General features: G+C 67.8%; 15 protein-coding genes. 5 read left to right on the top strand and 10 right to left on the bottom strand.

What is annotated here, in order from left to right:
* Positions 1-15: 15 nt before the first annotated feature.
* The 8 genes from CAL29_RS20585 to fdxA form a co-directional block, all read right to left on the bottom strand.
* Positions 16-2,463: a TonB-dependent siderophore receptor gene (locus CAL29_RS20585; RefSeq protein WP_143277710.1), complete on the bottom strand. Its 2,448-nt coding sequence runs from the start codon at positions 2,461-2,463 to the stop codon at positions 16-18.
* 174 nt (positions 2,464-2,637) lie between these two features.
* Entirely contained in the window at positions 2,638-3,669 is a 1,032-nt protein-coding gene (locus CAL29_RS20580; protein ID WP_094854880.1) for a FecR family protein, read from the bottom strand.
* A gap of 3 nt (positions 3,670-3,672) precedes the next feature.
* Entirely contained in the window at positions 3,673-4,182 is a 510-nt protein-coding gene (locus tag CAL29_RS20575; protein ID WP_094854879.1) for an RNA polymerase sigma factor, read from the bottom strand.
* Between the two features lie 137 nt (positions 4,183-4,319).
* Positions 4,320-4,955 (bottom strand): endonuclease III, encoded by a 636-nt coding sequence (gene nth, locus CAL29_RS20570; protein WP_094854878.1) that lies wholly within the window; start codon positions 4,953-4,955, stop codon positions 4,320-4,322.
* 21 nt (positions 4,956-4,976) lie between these two features.
* Positions 4,977-5,669: an electron transport complex subunit RsxB gene (gene rsxB, locus CAL29_RS20565; protein ID WP_094856790.1), complete on the bottom strand. Its 693-nt coding sequence runs from the start codon at positions 5,667-5,669 to the stop codon at positions 4,977-4,979.
* A gap of 144 nt (positions 5,670-5,813) precedes the next feature.
* On the bottom strand, positions 5,814-7,043 hold the full coding sequence (locus CAL29_RS20560; protein ID WP_094854877.1) for a polyhydroxyalkanoate depolymerase: 1,230 nt from the start codon (positions 7,041-7,043) through the stop codon (positions 5,814-5,816).
* Between the two features lie 298 nt (positions 7,044-7,341).
* Positions 7,342-8,238, bottom strand: a complete 897-nt coding sequence (locus CAL29_RS20555) for a ferredoxin--NADP reductase (RefSeq protein WP_094854876.1) — start codon at positions 8,236-8,238, stop codon at positions 7,342-7,344.
* 31 nt (positions 8,239-8,269) lie between these two features.
* A complete protein-coding gene (gene fdxA, locus CAL29_RS20550) occupies positions 8,270-8,593 on the bottom strand; it encodes a ferredoxin FdxA (RefSeq protein ID WP_094854875.1) in 324 nt (107 codons plus the stop codon).
* A gap of 186 nt (positions 8,594-8,779) precedes the next feature.
* Here fdxA and pncB point away from each other — a divergent pair, with 186 nt between their 5' ends.
* Positions 8,780-9,967 carry a nicotinate phosphoribosyltransferase gene (gene pncB, locus CAL29_RS20545; RefSeq protein ID WP_094854874.1) on the top strand — a complete coding sequence of 396 codons (1,188 nt, stop codon included), beginning with the start codon at positions 8,780-8,782 and terminating at the stop codon, positions 9,965-9,967.
* 83 nt (positions 9,968-10,050) lie between these two features.
* Complete coding sequence (locus tag CAL29_RS20540; RefSeq protein ID WP_094854873.1) at positions 10,051-10,404, top strand: RidA family protein; 354 nt, start codon at positions 10,051-10,053, stop codon at positions 10,402-10,404.
* A 65-nt stretch (positions 10,405-10,469) separates the two neighbouring features.
* Here CAL29_RS20540 and CAL29_RS20535 read toward each other — a convergent pair whose 3' ends face one another.
* Positions 10,470-10,976, bottom strand: coding sequence for an NAD(P)H-dependent oxidoreductase (locus tag CAL29_RS20535; RefSeq protein ID WP_094856789.1), 507 nt, complete (start codon positions 10,974-10,976; stop codon positions 10,470-10,472).
* Positions 10,977-11,029: 53 nt separating this feature from the next.
* Positions 11,030-11,887, bottom strand: a complete 858-nt coding sequence (locus CAL29_RS20530) for a M90 family metallopeptidase (protein ID WP_094854872.1) — start codon at positions 11,885-11,887, stop codon at positions 11,030-11,032.
* A 223-nt stretch (positions 11,888-12,110) separates the two neighbouring features.
* Between CAL29_RS20530 and CAL29_RS20525 the strand changes: the two genes are divergently transcribed.
* The 3 genes from CAL29_RS20525 (at position 12,111) to trpB (ending at position 17,194) form a co-directional block, all read left to right on the top strand.
* Positions 12,111-14,444 carry a RelA/SpoT family protein gene (locus CAL29_RS20525; RefSeq protein ID WP_094854871.1) on the top strand — a complete coding sequence of 778 codons (2,334 nt, stop codon included), beginning with the start codon at positions 12,111-12,113 and terminating at the stop codon, positions 14,442-14,444.
* A gap of 103 nt (positions 14,445-14,547) precedes the next feature.
* The gene (argE, locus tag CAL29_RS20520) at positions 14,548-15,735 is read left to right on the top strand and encodes an acetylornithine deacetylase (RefSeq protein WP_094854870.1); all 1,188 of its coding nucleotides are present in this window, start codon (positions 14,548-14,550) and stop codon (positions 15,733-15,735) included.
* 259 nt (positions 15,736-15,994) lie between these two features.
* On the top strand, positions 15,995-17,194 hold the full coding sequence (trpB, locus tag CAL29_RS20515) for a tryptophan synthase subunit beta (protein WP_094856788.1): 1,200 nt from the start codon (positions 15,995-15,997) through the stop codon (positions 17,192-17,194).
* Positions 17,195-17,203 lie beyond the last annotated feature (9 nt).

Here is a 17,203-nt window from a genome sequence, read left to right as displayed (position 1 = left end):
GCGGCCGCGCGCCGGTCAGAACGTCGTGCGCAAGGACAACAGCACCGTGCGCGGATTGCCGTAATAGTTGCCGGCCGCGCCTTCCACCACGGAATAGTATTTGCGGTCGAACAGGTTGGTCGCGCTCAGGGTCGCCGTCCAGGTCTTCAGGAACTGATAGGACACGTGCGCGTCGACGGTCGCGTACCCGGGCGCCGTGGTCGAGGGCGAGCCGTCGAAGCCGGTGCTGGACGTGACGTAGGCCGCGGCGCCCACGCTCCACGCGCGCAGGTCGCCCGGCAGCCGGTAGTCGGTGGCCACCTTGAACAGGTGCTTGGGATTGGCGATGAAGGGCGCGCCCACGTTGGTGCTCTTGTCCAGCGCGCGCACGTCCTGGTAGGTGTAGCCGGCATAGACCGTCCAGCTAGGCGTCACTTGCCCGCTCACCTGCAGCTCGACCCCCTGGCTGCGCGCCTTGCCCTGCGCCAGGTAGAAGCCGGGATTGTTCGGGTCGGAGAAGGCCCGGTTCGATTCGTCGATCTGGAACAGGGCCACCGACGCGTTCGCCTTGCCGTCCAGGTAGGTGCCCTTCAGGCCGACCTCGTATTGTTTGCCCTGCACCGGCTTGATGATCTGGCCGTTCACCGTGTAGAACCCGCTTTGCGGCTTGAAGATGGAGGTGTAGCTGGCGTATGCCGAGTAGGTGTCGTCGATGTCGTAGATCAGGCCGACGATGGGCGAGAACTTGCCGTTGACGCGGGTGTCGGACGCCGACGCGCCGAAGTAGTTGTAATAGGGATCGCCGTTCGGCGTCAGCTTCGACCGCCACCAGGTGAAGCGGCCGCCCGCCACCAGCGTCAGGGGATCGGCCAGCTTGAAGCGGGCATTGCCGTAGACGCCGAACTGTTCGACCATGGTCCGGTTGTCGTTGCGCGCGCCGCCGTCGAAATCGTTCGAATACAGCGGATTGCTGGTGAAGATGTTCTCGTAGTAATCGCCCCAGTCGTCCAGGCCGGTGGTGGCGGTGTTGACGAAGCGCTGCGTGTTGTGCGAATTCTCATGCAGGTAGTTCGCGCCCACCGTCAGTTGGTGCGTGCGGCCGAACAGCTTGAACGGGCCGGTGGCGTACATGTCGATGGCATGTTGCTCGTCGCGGTTTTCGTAGTTGTAGCTGTAGGGATTGCCGACGTCCGTTTCGCGGTCGACCGGGCCGCCGGGAATGCCGTACAGGAAGTGCGAATGCAGTTGCAGGTAGTTGTAGGCGATCTTCGCTTTCCAGTCGCCGCCCAGTTGCTGCTCGACCTCCGCGAAGGCGTTCGTCCTGTCGTTGCGCAGGTGGTTCCAGTCCGCGCCCAGGTAGAGCGAGCGCCGCACGTCGATCAGCTTGCCGTCCGAGTAATAGGGAATGCCGTACGCCGGCTTGCCGGTCGTTTCCGTATGGCTCAGGCCGATGCGCGCCTGCGTGGTCGGCGTCAGGTCGGCCTCCAGCGTGCCGTAGAACTGCCGGTCGCGCTGCCAGGTGCCGTCCTGCATCAGGTGCTGGTACGCGGTCGCGCCGACGATGCGTCCGCGCAGCGTGCCGGCGTCGTTCAGGGGACCGCCCAGGTCGACCTGGGCGCGCGCCGTATCGCGGCTGCCGCCCGTCACCTCCGCCGAGCCCTGGAAGGCGGCGGGGGCGCGCTTGCGCACCAGGTTGATCACGCCGCCGTCGCCGCCGAAGCCGTTGTACAGCCCGGCCGGGCCGCGCAGGACCTCCACCTGTTCGTACATGGCGAGGTTGTCGGCGATCGTGGCGCTGGCCCCCGCCGGGATCGCCGTGGGCACGCCGTCGAGCTGGAAGGTGTCGATGGGAAAACCGCGCGACGCGTACGAGGTCATCAAGGGGTTGGCCAGCTCGACGTTGACGCCCGGCACGTAGCGCATCGCTTCGTCCAGCGTCCGCATCTGCTGTTTCTGGATCTGTTCGGCGCCGATGACGCTGACGGATTGCGGGATTTCGCGCTGCGTCAGCGGCGTCTTCGATCCGACGCTGGTCGGCGGGTTGACGCGCTGGACCACGGGGTCCACGCCCTGGGCGGAGACGGCGACCGTCGGCATCTGGGCGACCGCCGCGCCCGCGTCGCCGCGCGCCAGGGTGACGTTGTTGCCCTGGCGGCGATAGGTAAGGGAGGTGTCGCGCAGCAGGGCGCGCAAGGCCTGTTCAGGCGCCAGGTCGCCCGACACCGCGGGCGCGTTCAGGCCGTCGACCATGTCCTGCGGGAAGAAGATCTGCAGCGATGTCTGTTCCCCCAACTGCAGCAGCGCCTTGCCCAGCGGCTGCGCGGGGATGCTGATGTGCACGGCACGCTCCTGCGCGCTTGCCTGGCCCGCCGCGGCCAGCGTGCCCAGCGCCAGCGCGGCGGAGAGGGCCAGGGTTCTTCCGCGCCGGCCGGCTCGGGAGAGCGCGCGTTGCGGATGGCGATGCTTGTTGGCGGTGATGTTCACGATCCTTCGTATTCCCATGAATGCGCTGCCGGGCGGGCAGACGGCTCCCTCGGACCCGGGGCAGGGCGGACGCGGTTGCGGCCCTTTCATGCAGAGAACGAACGGGACGGGCAAACACCAGAATCAAAATGAGAACTATTTTGTAACAGCGGCGGCGGTTCGGCCGCCGCCGTCTCAACGGGCCACGACTTGCAGCCCGCCTTCGGACGTCCGCAGCACGCGGACGGGGGCGATGGCCGGCAGGGCGTTCATCATGGCCAGCGGGTCGTCGATGCTGAACACCCCGGCGACGCGGTATTGCGCCAGGGCGGGCGCCGCGAAGGACGCGGGCACGGGCAGATAGCGGTTCATCTCGGCGACCACCTGCGCCAGCGGGGCATTGTCGAAAACGATCTTGCCGCGCTGCCACGCCGTCACTTGGGAGACGTCGACGGCGGCGACCTCGCCCGGCGGGTTTTTTGCATCGCTCTCCACGCCCTGGCCCGCCGTCAACCGGCGCGTCGCGCGGTTCCACCAGGGGCCGGCCGACACCTCGACGGAGCCGGAGGCGACGCTGACCCGCACGTCGCCGGCATCGCGGCGCACGTTGAAACGGGTGCCCGTCACCAGCACCTCCGTGTTGCCGGCGTCGACGATGAAAGGCCGCTCGCGGTCATGGCTGACTTCGAACAGGGCTTCGCCGGCGGCGAGCTCGACCACGCGGCGGCCTTCGTAGAGGCGCACGGTGGCCACGCTGTCCGTGTTCATGTAGACCACGGATCCGTCGGGCAGCGTCACGGTGCGGCGTTCGCCGCGGGCGGTGGCCAGCTCCTCCACGTGGTCCGGCGCCGCCCACCACGGCTTGCGCAGGACCGCGACCGCCAACCCAAGCGAACAGGCGCCGGCCAGCCCCAGACCGAACTGGCGCCGGCTGAACGCGGGGCGCCGCGGCGGCATTGCCGGAGAGGCGTGGCTCGACGTCTTCGAACCGCCGGCCTCGTCCTCGGCGCGGGCCAGGATGGCGCGCATGCGCGCCTCGGGCACGTGCCGCGCCGCATCCCAGAAAAAATGCAGGTTGCGATAGTGCCGGTCATGTTCCGGGTCGGCCTGGCGCCACGCTTCGAAGGCGCGCCGGTCCGCCTCCGTCGCGTCGCCGGAGTTCAGGCGCGCGAACCAGAAGGCGGCCTGGTCGCGCGGATCGTCGGAGGAGGGCGGGATGTCTGTCATCGTTCAGTGCGGCGCATAGGCTTGCAGGCGCTCGGCGATGTGGCGCACGGCGCGCTGCATGTATTTTTCCACCATGCTGCGCGACAGCCCCATATGATCGGCGATTTCCGCCTGCGTCCTGCCTTCCAGCCGATGGTGGACGTAGACCTGCTGGCACTTCAGCGGCAGTTCCTCCAGCGCGGCCATGAGCGCGCCGGCCAGTTCCTGCGCGTACAGCGTGGATTCCGGACTCTCGGTGCGCGGCAGGTCGGTTTCATCCACTTCGTCGATGGGCAGGACCGCCAGCTTCGCGCGGCGGCGGTGCCGGTCGATCAGGCCGTTGCGCGTGCTGCGGGCGAGATAGGCGCGCGGATTGCCCTGGATGGCGGCGACGCCGTTCTCCAGCAGCCCCAGCGCGGAGTCCTGCAAGGCGTCCTCGCCGTCGTCCTCGCCCGGTCCCTTGCGGCGCCATGCGCTGACCAGCTCGCCGTAGTGGGCGAGCCAGCCTTTCCTGGGCGGACGGGAGCCGGTCATCGAAACGAATGAAGCGAGAAGACGAAACCGGCGATTATTAGCAATAATTCTTATTCTCGCAAACTTTCTTCCATTTTTTGGCCGATTCGGCCAGGCAGCGTGGATTCCCCGCGACACGGCGGCCAGGGCCGCGCCGCTCAGGCCGGCGTCTTGTGCTTGTATTCGCACAGGTCCGCGATGCCGCATTGCGGGCACTTGGGCTTGCGCGCCACGCAGACGTAGCGCCCGTGCAGGATCAGCCAATGGTGCGCGTCCAGCAGGTACTCCTTGGGCACGACTTTCATCAGCTTGAGCTCGACGGCCAGCACGTCCTTGCCGGGCGCCAGTCCCGTGCGATTGGCCACGCGGAAGATATGCGTGTCGACGGCCATGGCGACCTGCCTGAACGCGGTGTTCAGCACCACGTTGGCGGTCTTGCGGCCGACGCCGGGCAGGGCTTCCAGCGCTTCGCGCGTCTGGGGGACTTCGCCGCCGTATTGTTCGAGGATGATGCGCGCCGTGGCGACGGCGTTCTTGGCCTTGTTGCGATAGAGGCCGATGGTCTTGATGTACTCGGTCAGGCCTTCCTCGCCCAGCTCCACCAGGCCTTGCGGCGTGCCGTAGTGCGGAAAGAACTTGCGCGTGGCGATGTTCACCGATTTGTCGGTGGCCTGGTCCGACAACAGCACGGCGATCAGCAGTTGGAACGGCGTCGTGTATTCCAGTTCCGTTTCGGGCGTGGGATTGGCGGCTTGCAGGCGGGCGAAGATTTCGCGGCGTTTGGCGGGGTTCATCGGGTGGAATGGGGAGGGGCGTTATCCGCGCGCGCGCCGGGCGCGCGCGCGTTCCAGCGCGCTGGCGATGGCGGCGCGCTTGTGGGCATCGGCATCGGTATCGACATCGGTATTCGCGCCGGTAGTAGCCGTGCCGGCATCGGACCTGCCAGCATCGATCGGGCCGCTACCGAGCGTGTCGTCATAGGACGCATCGATTCCGGCGGCCGCGGCTGCGGCATGCCGGGGCGGCGCCGCCAGGCGCGCCTGGCGATCGTCATGGCGCGCGCGCGCCGCTTCAGCGTCCGCCTGCGTCCATTCCCGCCGCGCCGGCACCATGGCGATGCAATCGACCGGGCAGGGCGCCACGCACAGGTCGCAACCGGTGCACCAATCGTCCAGCACCGTATGCATGCGCTTGTTGGCGCCGACGATGGCGTCGACCGGGCAGGCGCGGATGCACAGCGTGCAGCCGATGCAGTGTTCTTCGTCGATGACGGCCAGCAGCAGGGGACCGTGTTCGCCGCGCGTCCCGTCCAGGGGCAGGGGCGGCGTGCGCAGCAATCCGGCCAGGGCCTGGATGCCGGCGTCGCCGCCCGGCGGACATCGGTTGATCGGCGCCTCGCCGTCGGCGATGGCCTGCGCATAGGGCCGGCAGCCGTCGTAGCCGCACTTCGTGCATTGCGTCTGAGGCAGCAGGGCGTCGATGCGATCGGCCAGGGACAAGTCGGACATAAAGACCAGGAAGAAAGAATCCTGCAAGCAAAAGCTGATGGGCGCCCGCATCGTCCATCCGGCGCGGCGGGCGCCCAGGCCAGCAGCCGGGGAAATGCAAAAGGGGCCGAAGGCCCCTTTTTTACCCTGCGCGGCGGGCCGCGCTCAGGCGTGTTGCCGGATGAATTCGCCGATTTTAGGACAAATCGTCTGGCGCCAGCGGCGGCCGGAGAAAATCCCGTAGTGGCCGGCGCCCTGCGCGGTGTAGTGCGCCTTGTCGGCCTCGGGAATGCCGCTGCACAGGTCCTGCGCCGCGCGCGTCTGGCCCTGGCCCGAGATATCGTCCAGTTCGCCTTCGATGGTCAGCAGCGCCGTCTTCTTGATGTCGGCGGGCTTGACCAGCTTGCCGCCCACCTTCCACTTGCCGCGCGGAAGCTGGAATTCCTGGAACACGATGCGGATGGTGTCCAGGTAGAACTCGGCGGACATGTCCAGCACGGCGTTGTATTCGTCGTAGAAGCGGCGATGCGCTTCGGCGTCGTCGTCGTCCCCGCGCAGCAGGTCCAGGTAGAAGTCGTAATGCGACTTCATGTGGCGGTCCGGATTCATGGCGACGAAGCCGGCGTGCTGCAGGAAGCCGGGATAGACCAGCCGGCCGAAGCCGGGGTAGCGCGGCGGCACGCGGTGGATCACCTGGGTTTCGAACCAGGAGTACGGCTTGGTCATCGCCAGGTTGTTGACCTGGGTCGGGCTGCGGCGCGGATCGATCGGGCCGCCCATCATGACCATGGTGCGGGGCTGACAGGGATCGTTGTCGCTGGCCATCAGCGAGATCGCCGCCAGCACCGGGACGGTGGGCTGGCAGACCGAGATCACGTGCGTGTCGGCGCCCAGGAAGCGCAGGAAATCCTGCACGTAGTAAACGTAGTCGTCCAGGTGGAAGGGGCCTTCCGACACCGGCACCATGCGGGCGTCGGTCCAGTCCGTCACGTAGACGTCGTGGTTCGGCAGCAGCGCGCGCACCGTGTCGCGCAGCAGCGTGGCATGGTGGCCCGACATGGGCGCCACCAGCAATACCTTCGGGTCCTTGCGCTTGGCCATGACGCGGCCTTCGCGCTGGAAGTGGATCAGGCGGCAGAAGGGCTTGTCGACCGCGACCTTCTCGACGATCGCGACCTGCTCGCCGTCGATTTCCGTGGTGGGCAAACCCCAGGCGGGCTTCTGATATTCCTTGCCGATGCGGTGCATCAGTTCATAGCCCGCGGCCATCTGGCGCGAAACCGGCGTATAGGCCCAGGGGCTATAGGGATTGGAAAACAGTTGGGAGCCCGCTCCGGTAAAAGCGGCGAAAGGCGTCAGGAAGGCGCGCTGCAACTCATGCAATTCGTACAGCATAAGAAGAAAATCCTTTCGTTCTATCCAGGTTCCGGGGTGGCGGTTCACCTGGGTGGGTTGGGGCGCCAGGTCGATCGGGGGGCGCTGGCACACCATGTCTCTACGTGCGCATTATTACGCCGCGGCAAGTCTTTATAGCCAAAACCGCGGCGATGCAGGCACCCCGTACGGCTATTTTTGTTGCGAAAACGGGAATTCCTGCCCTCCCGTCGTTTTCCTGCCATGAAACGCACGTTTTATTGCGCGTTTCGGGCATTTTGTTGCTCTGCTGTTCTCTTGCTCTACGGTTTTACCAAGATCACCAATAGTTTTCCACCGCCAGATTGCCGGGAATGCCGCGGCGTCCAGGCGCGAAGCCCATTTCCCCAAGCAGTTTTCGTGCCGCCGACAACATTTCGGGGTTGCCGCAGAGCATCACCTTGGCGTGCCTGGGGTCCAGGCTTTCGCCGGTCAGTTGTTCCAGCCGGCCGTCGGCGATGAGGGTGGTCAGCCGTTCGCTGGGCATGCCGGGCAGCGCCTCGCGCGTGGCGATGGCGCGGTAGATCAGCTTGCGCGGGTCGGCGCGATGAATGGCGGCGAACTCGGGCTGGCGGGACCAGCCCTCGATTTCCTCGCGATACGCCAGTTCCTCGGCACGGCGCACGCCATGGACCAGGATGATGCGGCGGAACGACGTCCAGGTGGCCGGGTCGCGCAGGATGGACAGGTAGGCCGACAGGCCCGTGCCCGTGGCCAGCAGCCAGAGATCCGGCTTGCGATCGGCGGCTAGCGTGGCGCCGCCGGCGGGCGCCGCCTCCACGGCCGGCGCGGCATCCGCGGCGTCGGCGGCCTGGGCCGCGGCGGGCTGGGCGGGAAAGAAGCGGTCTATGGTCAGGAAACCATAGGGGTTCTTTTCCACGTACAGGCTGTCGCCCACGCGCAGTTGCGCCAGGCGCGGGCTGAAATCGCCTTCGGGCACCACGATGGAATAGAACTCCAGCGCGTCTTCCAGCGGACCCGACACCATGGAATAGGCGCGCCACAAGGTGGGCGGCCCATCGGGATCGTCGGCGGCCGGCAGGCCCACGCGGGCGAACTGCCCGGCCTTGAAGACATAGGCGGGATCGCGGGTCACCCGTAGCGAAAACAGCTTGCCGGGCACCCAGTTGCGGACTTCAGTGACGGTTTGGCGCGTGTATTTGGATACGTCGGTCATTAGCGGTTCAGGCGCGCGGCGCGCGCCCGTTTTACCTTTCCAGGTGCTGCAGTTTGTCCGGCTTGCCGTTCCATTCGTCGGCGTCGGGCAGCGGCTTGGTCGCGCGGCTGATGCTCTGGAATTCCGGCGCCAGTTCCGCGTTCAGCGCGATGAACTGCAACTGGTCCTGCGGCACGTCTTCTTCCGCGTAGATGGCGTTGGCCGGGCATTCCGGGATGCACACCGCGCAGTCGATGCACTCGTCGGGGTCGATCACCAGGAAGTTGGGGCCCGCGCGGAAACAGTCGACCGGGCACACATCCACACAGTCGGTGTACTTGCATTTGATACAGTTTTCGGTGACGACGTGGGTCATGCCGTGGAACTCCGGGGGGTTTATTTATCCGCGAAAGTAGGGATTTTACCCAAACCCGGCCAGAACATCCCGGGATAACCCTGGCTCGGACATAGTCGCCCCGGGCCGCCGCCTGGCCGCTGTGCTATGGTTGCCGGACAGGTTACACGGCCAGGCGCCGTACGGCCGGCCACCCCACGCGACATCATGATAATTACTTCGCTGCTCGACACCGACCTCTACAAGTTCAGCATGATGCAGGTGGTGCTGCACCATTTTCCCGCGGCGCAGGTGGAATACCAGTACAAGTGCCGGACGCCCGACATCAATCTACGGCCCTACATCGACGAGATCCGCGCGGAAATCCATGAGCTGTGCCAGTTGCGCTTCAGCCGCGACGAACTGGATTATCTCGGCAGCCTGCGCTTCATCAAGAGCGATTTCATCGATTTTCTCGAACTCTTCCATTTGCCCGAGCGCTGCATCCAGGTGACCGAGGGCAAGGAAGCGGGCGAGATCGCGATCACGGTCAAGGGGCCGTGGCTGCACACCATTCTTTTCGAGATTCCGGTCCTGGCGATCGTCAACGAAGTCTATTTCCGCAATACCAGGCGGCATCCCGACCTGGCGGAGGGCCGCGCGCGCCTGCAGTCGAAGGTGCGCCTGGTGGTGGACGATCCCTCCATGACCGATTTCCGCGTCGCCGAATACGGCACGCGGCGGCGCTTCTCCAAGGCCTGGCACCAGGAAGTGGTGGCCACCATGAAGGCCACCATGGGCAAGATGTTCGCCGGCACCAGCAACGTCGCCCTGGCCCGCCAGCATGATGTGCTGCCCCTGGGCACCATGGGGCACGAGTACCTGCAGGCCTGCCAGGCGCTGGGCCCGCGCCTGCGCGATTCCCAGGTTTTCGCGCTGGAGGTGTGGGCCAAGGAATATCGCGGCGACCTGGGCATCGCGCTGTCCGACGTCTACGGCACCAACGCCTTCCTGCGCGATTTCGATATGTATTTCTGCAAGTTGTTCGACGGCGCGCGGCACGATTCGGGCGATCCCTTCGTGTGGGGCGAGCGCATGATCGAGCACTATCGCGCCAACCGGGTCGACCCGCGCACCAAGACGCTGGTGTTTTCCGATTCCCTGACGTTTCCCAAGGCCATCGAGCTCGCCCGCCGCTTCGCCGGGCGCTGCCGCGTGTCCTTCGGCATCGGCACCAATCTCACCAACGACCTGGGGCACCAGCCCTTGCAGATCGTCATGAAGATGGTCCGGTGCAATGGACAGCCGGTGGCCAAGGTGTCCGACGCGCCGGAAAAGACCATGTGCGACGATCCGGCCTACCTGGCCTACCTGCGCCAGGTGTTCGACCTGCCGCCGCTGCCCGCCGGGAAGTGATCCCGGCATTCCCGGCCGAGCTTCCCCTTGTGCGCGGAAGCCGGCGATAATCGTCGGTTTCCAACAGCAGGAGGGATCACCCCATGAGCAGCATCAAACGCGTCAACGTCGCCAAGCGTCTCTCGGACATGGCCGTCTACAACGGCGTCGCCTACCTGGCCGGCCAGGTGCCGGACGACGCCACGCTGGACATCACCGGCCAGACCGCCCAGGTCCTGGCGACCATCGACAAGCTGTTGGCCGAAGCCGGCACCGACAAGTCCCGCATCCTGATGGCCCAGATCTTCGTCGCCAACATGAAGGAATTCGACGGCATGAACAAGGCCTGGGACGCCTGGGTCGCCGACGGCAACGCGCCTCCCCGCGCCACCGTCGAAGCGCGCCTGGCGAACCCCGACTACAAGGTCGAGATCGTCGTCACCGCCGCTGTCGCTTAAATCGCGTCCGGAACGATCCCGGCCGGGGCCCTCCAGGCCTGGGCCAGGATCAGGCCGACACGGCACTAGCCTCCCATCAGCAGCAATCCCGCCAGCAATCCCCCCAGTTCCCGGCAGTCCCGCAGGACATCGGGCGCCACCGTTTTGGGCGCCAGGATGGCGGCCGGGGTCTGGGCGCCGTTGCGCGCGATCAAGGCCGGCGCCGACAGGCGCAGGCGCCATCCGGTGCAGATGCGCTCCATCTGCCGGGCCGCGCCGCTGCCGTCGGTCCCGGCGCTGACCATCAGGCCGTAGGGCCGTCCGCTGACGGGGCTGACGCCGTCAGCGTCGAGGACGCCGTAATAGCAGCGGTCGAAGCATTCCTTCATCGCGCCGCTCAGGCTGCCCAGGTTTTCCGGCGCGCAGAAAAGATAGCCGTCGCTGTGCAGCAGGTCGCCGGCCTGCACGTCGGCCGCCGGCATCAGGTCGACGTGCAGCGCGGACGCGGCGGCCGCGCCGTCGTCCTGCCGCGCCTGCTCCCGCGCGGCCCAGGCGGCCACGTCGCGCGCGCCCTCGGCGGCGGCCCGCGCCATGCCGAGGGCGGCGCCGGTGCGGCTGTGCCATACGATGAGCAGGCGGGGCGGGTTCACGTCGACGATTCCTGTTCATGGCGCGCCAGCCGCGCCAGGGGATCCTGCCGGTAATAGGCCCGCAGCAGGGCGTACCAGTCGGGCAGGGCGTCGGCCAGGGGCGCGGGATCGGCGAAAAAGCTTTCGGAACTGACCGCGAAGAATTCCGCTTCGTCGGTCGCCGCGTACGGGTCCAGCGGCAACTGGCCGTACCAGCGATCCGCCTCCGGGCCTTCGGGGTCCACGTCGGACGGAATGGCGGCCTCCACGGCGTCCAGCGCGGCGCGGAAGCGGTCCAGGCTGTCCTCCAGCACGCGGCGCCAGGCGCGCCCGTCGATATCGCGCCGGCCCGCCAGGCTGGGCACGCCGTCGGCGGCGCCGGCGTACAGGTCCAGCTTGTGGGCGAATTCGTGGATCACCACGTTGTAGCCGCCGGCCGCATGGCGCGCGTCCTCCCAGGAAATCAGCACCGGGCCGCCGTCCCAGGCTTCGCCGGCGGCGTCTTCCTCGTATTCATGGACCACGCCGTCCTCGTCCTCGCGGCGCCGCGGGATGAGAAAGCCGCCGGGATAAACGACGATCTCGTCCCAGCCCTCGTACAGCGCGGGCGGCAGGTTGAGGATGGGCAGGGCGGCCTGGGCGGCGATGCACAGGCGCATGAAGTCGGTCAGCGCCAGGCCGCGGGCGCCGTTCATTGTCTTGCTGGCCAGCACCCAGGCCGCGCGGTCCAGCAGCGCGGCCTGCTCTTCCGGCGAGAGCGGGTAGAGGAAGGGAAAGGCGTCCAGCACCTGTTCCCACAGTTCCGCGGGAATGCGTTCGCGCACCGCGTCGACCTGCGACTCCCGCGCCCCGCGTCCCTTGAGCCATCCAAACATGCGTTGCCTGTCCTGTGTTTTGTGCTTGCCGCGGCTTGCCGCGCGCCGGGCCGTCTCGCCGCGTCGCTGCTGCGCCGTGTCGCCATTGCGCCGTTGCGTTGCTACCCCGGCGGCGCGGCCTCCCGCCTTTTCCGCCGCGGCCGTCCCGTCCGGCCGCAAGCTTCGCCTGGTGCTTAGTGTAGAGTGTCAAACTCTTAACCGGTTCCTGTCGTTTCCGTCGTCGATGTCCGCGCCTTCCGTTCCCGAATCCCCGCAGCCTGCCGCCGCCGCCGATTCCGGCGTCGGCCTCGACGCCGACTGGCTCGACGCCGCCGCGGCGGGGCTGGACGCGGCCGGGCGCGCGCAACTGGAGCGCGCGGCGCGCTCGGTGGCCGACCGCTTCGCCGGCCAGCAATCCATCACCGGCGAACCCCTGATCGTCCATGCCGCGGGCGTGGCGCGCGTGCTGGCGGGCTTGCAGACGGACGCCGCCACCCGCGTCGCGGCGGTGCTGGCGGCCTTGCCCGTCGACTTGCAGGCGCCGCCGCAGACCCTGCGCATCGATCCGCTGGCCGAGGAATTCGGCGACGACGTGGCGCGCCTGGTCCAGGGCGCCAACGCCCTGCTGCGGCTGGGCGTGATGGCGCGCCATGCCAGCGACAGCGCCGCCGGCAGCGGCACGCAGAAGGAAATGCGGCGCAAGATGCTGCTGGCCATGGCCGCCGACCTGCGCATCGTGCTGATGCGCCTGGCGTCGCGCCTGCAAAGCCTGCGCTGGCACGCGGCCACCAAGGTGCCCTGCGATCCGCAACTGGCCCGCGAAACGCTGGACCTCTACGCGCCCCTGGCCAACCGCCTGGGCATCTGGCAGATCAAGTGGGAGATGGAAGACCTGGCCTTCCGCTTCACCGACCCGGACCGCTACAAGCAGATCGCCCGCCTGCTGGAGGAAAAGCGCGTCGAGCGCGAGGCCTTCGTCCGCGGCGCGGTGGCGCGCATGGAGGAGGCCCTGGCCAAGGCCGGCATCGCCGGCGAGGTCAGCGGCCGGCCCAAGCACATCTACAGCATCTGGAACAAGATGCGGGTCAAGAAGCTGGATTTCTCGCACCTGTACGACCTGCGCGCGCTGCGCGTCATCGTCGGCGACGTGCGCGACTGCTATGCCGCGCTGTCCCTGGTGCACGCCATGTGGACGCCGGTGGGCGAGGAGTTCGACGACTACATTTCCCGTCCCAAGCCCAACGGCTATCGGTCGCTGCATACGGTGGTGGCCGACGAGAACGGCAGGCCGTTCGAAGTGCAGATACGCACGCGCGAAATGCACCAGTTCGCCGAATACGGGATGGCCGCCCACTGGCGCTACAAGGAAGCGGGCGCGAAGGGCGGCCAGGTGTCGGCGTCCAGCGATTACGACCGCCAGGTGTCCTGGATGCGCCAGTTGCTGGCGTGGAACGAGGATCTGGCCTCGCCGCCGGACGAGGCCGCCCCGGCCGGCGTGCCCGTGCCGCCGCCGGACGGCACAGCCGGGGAGCATGCCGGCAAGCCGCCGCGCGGCGCCCGCAAGACCGCCGTCGCGGCGGATGGGGGCGAGCATATCTACGTGCTCACGCCCCAGGCCCGCGTGATCGAGCTGCCGGCGGGATCGACCGCCGTGGACTTCGCCTATCACCTGCATACCGACCTGGGCCACCGTTGCCGCGGCGCGCGCGTGGACGGCCAACTGGTGCCGTTGCAGACGCGCCTGGCCACCGGCCAGACCGTGGAAATCGTGGCCGCCAAGTCCGGCGGCCCCTCGCGCGACTGGCTCAATCCCCAACTGGGCTTCCTGGCCAGCCCGCGCGCGCGCGCCAAGGTGCGCGCCTGGTTCAACGCCATCGAATTGCAGCAGCGCATCACCCAGGGCCAGGCCCTGGTGGAAAAAGAGCTGCAGCGGCTGGGCAAGACGGCGGTCAACCTGGAACAGTTGGCGCAGCAACTGGGCTTCGCCCGCGCCGACGATCTCTACGTCGCCGCCGCCAAGGACGAGTTCAGCCTGCGCCAGATCGACAGCGCTTTCCAGCAGCCCGCGCCCGCCGACCCGGACCAGCCGCAGGTCGTCACCCACGCCAGCCGGGCCGAAAGCACGGAAAAAAGCGGCAAGAGCGGGGTGCTGGTGGTCGGGGTGGGTTCCCTGATGACCCAGTTGGCGCGTTGCTGCCGGCCGGCGCCGCCGGACCGGATCGTGGGCTTCGTCACGCGCGGCCGCGGCGTGTCCATCCATCGCGCCGATTGCCACAGCTACGCCGCGCTGGCCAGCCGCGAGCCGGAGCGCGTCATCGAAGTGACCTGGGGCAAGACCGGCGGCACGCTTTATCCGGTCGACGTCAGCATCCGGGCGCACGACCGCTCCGGCCTGCTGCGCGACCTTTCCGAGGTCTTCGCCCGGCTGCGCCTGAACGTCATCGGCGTCAATACGCAGAGCCGCGGCTCGCTGGCGCACATGGTCTTCACCGTGGAAGTGCCGGACGGGGAGGCCCTGTCCCGCGCGCTGGCGGCGCTGACCGAGGTGGCCGGCGTGACCAGCGCGGCGCGCAAGTAAGCAGACAAGCACGCGGACAAGCAAGCGGACGCCGCGCGCATCGTTGGACGGCCGCGCCCCGGCCGTCCTAAACTGCCCGTTTCGCATATGCAGGGCCGCCATCATGGACACCCCCACGCAAGCCTCCCCGGAAGTCGACAGCCAGACCCGTGCCTGGCTGGAAAAGCTGGTCGCCTTCGACACCACCAGCCGCAACTCCAACCTGGCGCTCATCGAGACCGTGCGCGACGCGCTCGCGGGCCAGGGCATCGCGGCCACGCTGGTGCACAACGCCGGGCGCAACAAGGCCAATCTCTTCGCCACGCTGCCGGCCCAGGACGGCGGCACGCAGGGCGGCATCGTGCTGTCCGGCCATACCGACGTGGTGCCGGTGGACGGGCAGGACTGGTCTTCCGATCCCTTCGTCGTGCAGGAACGGGACGGCCGGCTCTACGGCCGCGGCACATGCGACATGAAGGGCTTCATCGCGGCGGCCCTGGCCCTGGTGCCCGAATTCCTGGCGATGCCGCGCAAGAAACCGCTGCACCTGGCCCTTTCCTACGACGAGGAAATCGGCTGCGCCGGCGCGCCCTACCTGCTGGCCGACCTGCGCGAGCGCGGCATCCGGCCGGAGGGCTGCGTGGTGGGCGAACCCACCGGCATGCAGGTGGTGGTCGCGCACAAGGGCATCAACGTCTTCCGCTGCCGGGTCCACGGCAAGGCCGCGCATTCCTCGTTGACGACGCAGGGCTGCAACGCCATCGAACACGCCGCGCGCCTGATCTGCCATATCCGCGACCTGGCCGACGCCTATCGCGCCAACGGGCCCTACGATACGTTCTACGACGTGCCGTTCTCCACGCTGACCACCAACCAGATCCAGGGCGGCATCGCGGTCAACACCATTCCGGACGCCTGCGAATTCAGCTACGAATTCCGCAACCTGCCCGGCATGTCGCCGCAGGACATCCAGGCCGATATTCAGCGCTATGTCAGCGAGCAATTGCTGCCGCGCATGCGCGCCGAGTTCCCGGAAGCCCGGGTCGACATCGAGGCGGGCGCCGCGGCGCCGGGCCTGGAGGCCTCGGAGCAGGCCGCCATCACCAGCCTGGTGCGCGCGCTCACCCGCGACACGGCGACGCGCAAGGTGGCCTATGCCACCGAGGCCGGCCTGTTCCAGGGCATCGGCATTCCCACCGTGGTCTGCGGCCCCGGCCATATCGTGCAGGCCCACAAGCCCGACGAATACGTGGCGCTGGATCAACTGGCGGCGTGCATCGGCTTCCTGCGGCGGATCGGGCAATCCTTGTAGGATCGCGCCCGCCGGCACGTTGCGCGGGCGGCGGGAGTCGTGGCGGCGGGATCGGCGGCGCGGGCAATCCTCCGATCCGCCCGAATCGAATCCGGCGGAATCGAATGAATCGAACCGCGCCGGCGCGGTCCGGGAAGCGGCAACCGGCCCCGCTCGGGTAAAATAGCCGGTTGCTAAGTCGGCGGCACTGCCCGGACCAGGGTGGGCCGCCAAGCTGGCGATGCGGCCGATGGCGTCGCATCGCGGCGGGAGAAGCCAGGTGAAACCTTACGACCTTCCCGATGCCCAAGGGCATTTCGGACCCTACGGCGGCGTGTTCGTGGCGGAAACGCTGATGCACGCCCTGGACGAATTGCGCGCGGCCTATGACCGTTTCCGCGTCGATCCGCTCTTTCTCGAGGAGTTCGCCTACGAACTCAAGCATTTCGTGGGCCGGCCCACGCCGGTGTACCACGCCCGCCGCTGGTCGCAGGAACTCGGCGGCGCGCAGATCTGGTTCAAGCGCGAAGACCTCAACCATACGGGCGCGCACAAGGTCAACAATTGCATCGGCCAGGCGCTCCTGGCGCGCCGCATGGGCAAGCCCCGCGTGATCGCCGAGACCGGCGCCGGCCAGCATGGCGTGGCCACCGCCACCGTCGCGGCCCGCTACGGCATGGAATGCGTGGTCTACATGGGCAGCGAGGACGTGCGCCGCCAGGCCTCCAACGTCTACCGCATGAAGCTGCTGGGCGCCAAGGTGGTGCCGGTGGAATCGGGCTCGCGCACGCTCAAGGACGCGCTGAACGAAGCCATGCGCGACTGGGTCACCAACGTCGCCAACACCTTCTACATCATCGGCACGGTGGCGGGCCCCGACCCCTATCCGCGCATGGTGCGGGATTTCCAGACCGTGATCGGCAAGGAATGCCTGACGCAGATGCCGGAAGAAACCGGCCGCCAGCCGGACTACGTGATCGCGGCGGTGGGCGGCGGTTCCAACGCCATGGGCATTTTCCACCCCTATATTCCGCACGAGAACGTGCAGTTGATCGGCGTCGAAGCCGCCGGCGAGGGCATGGACAGCGGCCGTCACGCGGCCTCCATCGCCGCCGGCCAGGTGGGCGTGCTGCACGGCAACCGCACCTACGTGATGCAGGACGAAAACGGCCAGGTGCAGGAAACGCATTCGGTCTCGGCCGGCCTGGACTATCCCGGCGTGGGCCCCGAACACGCCTGGCTGAAGGACAGCGGCCGCGCCAGCTACGTCGGCGTGACCGACGACGAAGCCTTGCGCGCCTTCCACGATTGCTGCCGCATCGAGGGCATCATGCCCGCGCTGGAATCCTCGCACGCCATCGCGCACGCGCTGCGGCTGGCGCCGACGCTGCCCAAGGACAAGATCATCCTGGTCAACCTGTCGGGCCGCGGCGACAAGGACATGCACACCGTCGCCGAGCGCGCCGGCATGCAGTTGTAATCCACCGGT

The sequence above is a fragment of the Bordetella genomosp. 10 genome (genome assembly GCF_002261225.1).
Taxonomy (GTDB): Bacteria; Pseudomonadota; Gammaproteobacteria; order Burkholderiales; family Burkholderiaceae_B; genus Bordetella_C.
This window is presented reverse-complemented; position numbering and strand designations above follow the sequence as displayed.